Annotated in this window: 6 protein-coding genes; 2 read left to right on the top strand and 4 right to left on the bottom strand. The window is 53.3% G+C overall.

All coding sequences use genetic code 11. The annotated features are described in order from the left end of the window. The first annotated feature begins 217 nt into the window (after positions 1–217). Complete coding sequence (locus IQ254_RS02020; protein ID WP_193963818.1) at positions 218–682, top strand: DUF29 domain-containing protein; 465 nt, start codon at positions 218–220, stop codon at positions 680–682. Between the two features lie 171 nt (positions 683–853). Here IQ254_RS02020 and IQ254_RS02015 read toward each other — a convergent pair whose 3' ends face one another. Next, positions 854–2,764, bottom strand: coding sequence for a polysaccharide deacetylase family protein (locus tag IQ254_RS02015; RefSeq protein ID WP_193963816.1), 1,911 nt, complete (start codon positions 2,762–2,764; stop codon positions 854–856). Between the two features lie 207 nt (positions 2,765–2,971). On the opposite strand from IQ254_RS02015, the gene pheA reads away from it, so the two are divergent. Beyond that, complete coding sequence (gene pheA, locus IQ254_RS02010; RefSeq protein WP_193963809.1) at positions 2,972–3,874, top strand: prephenate dehydratase; 903 nt, start codon at positions 2,972–2,974, stop codon at positions 3,872–3,874. Here pheA and IQ254_RS02005 read toward each other — a convergent pair. From IQ254_RS02005 to tuf, 3 genes are all read right to left on the bottom strand, one after another. Then, positions 3,855–4,496, bottom strand: a complete 642-nt coding sequence (locus IQ254_RS02005) for an LON peptidase substrate-binding domain-containing protein (RefSeq protein WP_193963807.1) — start codon at positions 4,494–4,496, stop codon at positions 3,855–3,857. The genes pheA and IQ254_RS02005 overlap by 20 nt on opposite strands. Before the next feature lie 188 nt (positions 4,497–4,684). Next, positions 4,685–5,002: a 30S ribosomal protein S10 gene (gene rpsJ / locus IQ254_RS02000; protein WP_193963805.1), complete on the bottom strand. Its 318-nt coding sequence runs from the start codon at positions 5,000–5,002 to the stop codon at positions 4,685–4,687. A 117-nt stretch (positions 5,003–5,119) separates the two neighbouring features. Next, complete coding sequence (gene tuf / locus IQ254_RS01995; RefSeq protein WP_193963803.1) at positions 5,120–6,349, bottom strand: elongation factor Tu; 1,230 nt, start codon at positions 6,347–6,349, stop codon at positions 5,120–5,122. Between the last annotated feature and the right edge of the window lie 21 nt (positions 6,350–6,370).

The raw sequence follows: 6,370 nt of genomic DNA, 5'->3' as shown, positions 1-6,370 counted from the left end.
TGGTTTGGTAGGATGCAGGAAACATATTGGTTTAGGGGAGCTGCACTGAGGCTCCCTATTTTTTGTCCCCTTTATTGTCTCAAAGCCCTGTACCGCATGACGTTGAGTACCCTTGTCACCCGTTAAGCCTGTACCGATGCTCTAGGTCATAGTGTTTCGCCTATCAGGATGGCCGCATCTTCTACAATGAGAATACTGAATTTCAAGCCTGCCTATAATGTTGCCTCCAACCGCTGACCCGGCTGGTTCCCTGGCCCATCTCTACGAGCAAGACTACGCCCTGTGGCTCGACACTACCTGCCACCTGTTGCGGGCGGGTCGCATTGCCGAGGCAGATATCGCTAACCTATTAGAAGAACTCGACGACATGGGGCGCAGCGAAAAACGAGCCTTAACCAGCAACCTAATTGTCTTGCTAATGCATTTGCTCAAGTATGCCTATCAACCAGGGCAACGCTCCAATAGCTGGCGATTTACGATAAAAGAACATCGCCGTCGGCTGCAAGAAGCCCTCAAAACCAGCCTCAGCCTAAAGCCCTACTTTGATCAAGTCTTTGCCGAGTGCTACCAAGAGGCACGCGATTTGGCCGCTACAGAAACCGGGATGAGTCTAGAGAACTTGCCGCTAGAAAGTCCGTTTAGCCCCGAGCAAGCGCTCGATCGCGAGTTTCTACCGCAGTAAGGCTACAGCATTTAGCGATCGCGCCCGCCAATCTCCACTGGCGAGCTATCGGCAAACAGCGCCATGTTTTTTTGCCCCTCTATTGTCTCAAAGCCTTGTATGACTAGCTTTTGAACGTCCTTGTCACCTGTTAAGGAAAACGACCTAACCGCTGTAGCAGACTATATCGGGTCAATCCGTCAAAGCTAATGATTTAGCCGTGGTCGGGTTATCTGCATCCAGCACTAGAGGACAGGGGTCACCATTGTGCGCCTCGGGAGGTATCAACCCAACCAGATGTGGTATCGGTCGAGGGGTGTAGCCCACCAGCGAATCTCCTTGATAAACCAGGGAGGTACTGGCTCCCGAATCGAGCATGACGGCATCTCGCAGGCCCGCCTGATGCAGCATTTCGCCGAGTTGTACCGAATCCACCATCGTGTGGGTGACGCCCACAACTGGCTGACCAGCGGTGTTAATGCCCCAAAAGGCGCGATGGCGTTGGGCATCAAAGTCAAATAGCGTGCCAAAACTGCTGGCAGGCTGAGGAGCGCCATCCTTGACCAGCCAGCCAGCTGCGACAAAAGCATCCGTTACATCTGGCAGCTCTCGGGTGAGCCCCGCCAGAGTATTGTGTCGATCGGCGTCAAATGGCACAAACCGAACTTCGTTAGGGGCCATCAGCACCAGAGGACGGCTATTGAGCTTAGCAATTTCGCCAGTATAGCCCGGAATAAACTGCCGTGTGCTCTGGCTGAGCACTGGGCCAATCATCACGTTGGAGTCTAAATATTTGAGCGAAAAGAAGCCCCCGTCTACGGCCCCGGCAATATTTGTCCCTGCCAGGATCTCAGGCAGTTGGTAACGGCTGTTAGCGTGAATGGTGACGGGATGTCCGCCGCTGATTAAGGTAAACGATTGATCCTCCACATCGAGTTTCTGCCGGTCTACGGGGGTAGAAAAGTTAAACGCTGAGTCGGCCCCTGGGGCCGGTGTAGGGGCAGTGGGGCCGCCCCAGGCCACATCCACTAGACTCTCTAGGCTCGACTGGCCAAAGCGCTCAATGGCCAACAGCGACTCCGATGCCCCGGCGAACTGCTCGTTTTGTTGGCGCATGGTAAACGCCGCCATGTAGCCAGCATCGGCTACGGCTTGGGCGACTCGCTCGTCGTAATGGCCAGTGGGGTAGCTAAAGTAGCGAATCGGAATACCCAACTCACTCTCGAGTCGCCGCTTAGACTCGACGACCTCGTAAACTAAATCTTCATCGCTCAGTTCGCGCAGATCGGGAGGATGGGTAACGCTATGGGCGGCAATAGTCACGAGCGGTTCAGCAGCCATAGTCTTGAGTTGCTCCCAGGTAAGGGTGGAGCGCCCTGCTACATCACCATCGACCTTGCCAGGAAATACAAAGAACGTAGCGGGTACCTGATACTTTTGCAGAAGCGGTAGGACGTGCTCGTAGTGGCCCACATAGCCGTCGTCGAAGGTAAGCAAGACGGGTTTTGCCGGGAGCGACTTACCGGTGCGGAGGTGTTGTATCAGTTGGTCAGGGCTGATAGGGGTTAGCCCATTGTCCAGAATGGTCTTGAGGTGGTTTTCGAAGTCTTCGGGGGTGAGGTCAAAAAATACCTCCGGCGGCTCAAGCACGTCGTGGTACATGAGCACCGGCACGCGAGCCTCGGTTGCCTGGCGGTGAATGCCAGGCCAAGGCTCTGCGCCGAGGGCGGCGATCGCGTCGCCACTTAGACGACTTGTGACTGTCTCCAAACCAGTGCCGGCGAACAGTTCGGTATCCCTTAGCGGATCAGCCTGAGCTAAGTCCACAGGGGGACGACACAGCCGCTCACTACTAACCGCCGTGGGGAAGGCATCAATCCCTGGAGCATTGACCAGGGCAAAAAGCTCGGCATCAAAAGCCTGGGGCGGCTGACTAGGGGGCGAGACAGCTACGCCACTACTGTTCACGCTAATCGCCCCCGTCGCTAGGCCACCCGCTAAGGGCACAGCCGCCCCCAGCAAAAATGCTCCCGACCCCAGGGTGGCCAAGGCCCGTACCTTCGATCCTTTAAAGCCAGATTCCTGTTTGAAGACCTTGCCCATTAATACATCTCCCCACCGTTTTTGAAGCCCTAGTGCAGGCCTCCGTCAAAGCCCACTACATAGTACTGGGGAAAGGCGTCTTTGTTTGATGAGGGCAGCTTGTATTTTGGTTAAAGCTCGGTTAATTTCTGCGCTGGGTTATGGGCGCGATCGCGATCGCCAATCGCCACCTGGACGTAGTATGGAACAAGCCCGCATCGCAATTTCATGACCACAACCATTGCCTATTTGGGGCCTGAAGGCACATATACTCAGCTCGCTGCCATTGCCTATAGCCTTGATCTTGAACATCGCATCGGCCAGCCCGTTGAACTCTTGGCCCTACCTAGTATTCCTAAAGCCATGCAAGCCACCGCCGACGGTCTCACCGCGTTTACCATTGTGCCCGTCGAGAACTCTACCGAAGGCGGGGTTACCACAACCCTAGATACCCTCTGGCAACTCCAACAACTCAATATTCACCATGCCATGGTCATGCCCATTCGCCACGGTCTGCTTTCTCAGGCCACAACCCTAGCCACCGTCAGCGCTGTCTACTCCCATCCCCAAGCGCTATCTCAATGTCAGCAGTGGCTAGAGCACAATTTACCGCAAGCTGACCTAGTGGCTACTCGGTCTACCACAGAAGCGCTAGGACATTTAACAGACGACACATCTATAGCCGCGATCTCCTCGGAATGGGCGGCTCAGCTGTACAACCTGCCTATCTTGGCCCACAACATCAACGACAACAGCGACAACTGCACCAAGTTTTGGGTTCTCGCCAGTGACCAAGCAACCCTTAACCAAGCCGGTCAATATACCTCCTTAGCCTTTAGTCTGCCGGTTAATGGCCCAGGCGCACTGTTGCAGCCCCTTGAAGTCTTAGCTCGTTACAACATCAATCTCAGCCGCATCGAGTCTCGACCTACTAAACGATCCCTAGGAGAATACCTATTCTTTGTAGACTTAGAGACCAATGCTCACAGCAAAATTGGCCAACAGGCCCTCAAACAACTCAGAGCCTGCACTGAGACCCTAGTAAATTTTGGCACCTATAGCCGAGTAGGGGTAGAGCCCAGCTTGGCACTGGCTAAAGCTAAAAGCAAGTCTACTCAAGCACTTCCTTAAGAGCGGTACGAGCCGCCAGATGATTGCGGGTCGATGTCAAAATTTCGGCTTCTCGCTCAAGCCGCACGCTGGTGTCGTCCATCTCCAGCAACGCCTGCTGCTCTAGGGCAACGCCGTGCAGGTTACTGGCTACCCAGTATGACAGCTCAATCGGAATATCCGGAATGTTTTCCGGCAGATCGATATCTTGATTAGTAAGCTTGGCAGACAAATGTACAACATCCCGCAGCAAGCGATCGACATCTGAGGCCAATGGGCTTAAATCTTCGCTAGTGGGTCTATCCTCAATCCACTCAACCAAGCCTACCCGATAGGGTTTTTCGCGCACATAGCTCAATACTCGAAACCGTTGCTGACCAATCGTCAGAATTTTAAGCCGATCATCAGGCAAACGTTGGTAATGAAGAATCTCAGCACAGCAACCCACATTAGCTGGCTTACCGGAAGTCGGATCCAACATCAGCACTCCAAAACGGCGATCGCTTTGGAGAACAGTGTTCATCATAATCCGGTAACGGGGCTCAAACACATGAAGCGGCAGGTGCCTCCCCGGAAACAAAACCAATTCAGGTAAAGGAAAAAGCGGTAACTCTCGCACAGATATCGACTCGGAGAATGCCATTATCGCCTCTATCAAGGTGCAGCCTGGCGAGTCTCAGCACGGCAGGCTGTAACACTTATTTACATAGAGGTATTCTAACTCAACTCACCTGAGGAATGCTTCCCTAGACTAGCAACATCTAGAGCAAAGCAGCCCTATAACAACGAGATCCTACTGCCGACATCGGCAGTAGGATCTTAAGGCTAGCACTAAAGCTTAACTTCGATATCGACCCCTGCAGGTAAATCAAGCTTCATTAACGCATCAATAGTTTTAGAAGAGGGCTGGTAGATGTCAATAATTCTACGGTGAGTACGGCTCTCAAAATGCTCCCGAGAGTCTTTGTCTACGTGGGGAGAACGCAATACACAATAGATTCGTCGCTTGGTCGGCAACGGAATCGGGCCAATGGCTGTAGCGTTGGTGCGATTAGCGGTATCGACAATCTTGTCACAGGAAGTATCGAGCAGTCTACGATCAAAAGCCTTCAGGCGAATGCGAATCTTCTGTTGCTGAACAGTAGCCATAGGTTTAAAGAGATTAGGTTGTCAAGGTACGAAATGAAAGCAAATAATTCAGAGGAAAAAAGGCAGGAGCACTTGCCCCAAAGGCTTGCTCCTGCCCTTTTAAAGTTAGCGCCTAGGCTACTTCAAAATTTTAGAAACCACACCGGCTCCCACCGTGCGCCCGCCTTCGCGAATAGCAAAACGCATACCCTGCTCAATAGCAATAGGGTTGATGAGTTCTACGGTCATCTTGATGCGATCGCCCGGCATCACCATTTCAGCATCGCTGCCGTCGTCAGCAGTGAACGCAATGATGCTACCCGTCACATCGGTTGTACGCACGTAGAACTGGGGCTTGTAGCCAGGGAAGAAGGGGGTATGACGACCGCCTTCCTCTTTCTTCAGAATATAAACCTCGGACTCAAACTGAGTATGAGGGGTAATGCTGCCAGGCTTAGCCAACACCATGCCGCGCTCGATATCTTCCTTCTGGACACCACGCAGCAGCAAGCCAACGTTGTCACCGGCCATTCCTTCGTCCAGGGTCTTCTGGAACATCTCGACCCCGGTTACGGTGGTATTGCGGGTATCGCGGATACCCACTAGCTCCACGGTTTCGCCGACCTTGACCTTGCCGCGCTCAATCCGACCAGTGGCAACGGTACCCCGACCAGTAATCGAGAACACGTCCTCAACAGCCATCAAGAAAGGCTTGTCAATATCGCGCTCAGGAGTAGGAATGTAGTCATCAACGCTATCCATCAGCGCCAAAATTTTATCGACCCATTCGTTATCACCACGACCAATAGCCGGGGTAGACGTCAAGGCTTCTACCGCCATTAGCGCTGAGCCAGAAGTGATGGGAATGTCGTCACCGGGAAAGTCATAAGAGCTCAACAGCTCACGAACTTCAAGCTCCACCAGCTCCAGCAGCTCCTCGTCATCGACTTGGTCTTGCTTATTCAAGAAGACAACAATACTGGGTACACCCACCTGCTTAGCCAGCAGAATGTGCTCCCGGGTTTGAGGCATGGGGCCATCGGCGGCGGAGCACACCAGAATGGCACCGTCCATCTGGGCTGCACCCGTGATCATGTTCTTCACATAGTCAGCGTGGCCAGGGCAATCAACGTGGGCGTAGTGGCGAGTTGCGGTCTCATACTCCACGTGGGCCGTATTGATGGTAATACCACGGGCCTTTTCTTCGGGGGCCGCATCGATCTCGTCATATTTACGAGCCTTAGCGCCACCAGCCGCTGCCAGCGTCATAGTAATAGCAGCCGTCAGAGTGGTTTTGCCATGGTCAACGTGACCGATGGTGCCGATGTTGACGTGGGGTTTATTGCGTTCAAACTTTTCGCGTGCCATTGTACGTTACTTGTCCTTTCC

It is taken from the genome of Nodosilinea sp. LEGE 07088 (genome assembly GCF_015207395.1).
In the GTDB taxonomy this organism is placed as follows: Bacteria; Cyanobacteriota; Cyanobacteriia; order Phormidesmidales; family Phormidesmidaceae; genus Nodosilinea.
The sequence above is the reverse complement of the archived record's forward strand: the minus strand, read 5'-3'. Positions and strand labels throughout refer to the sequence as shown.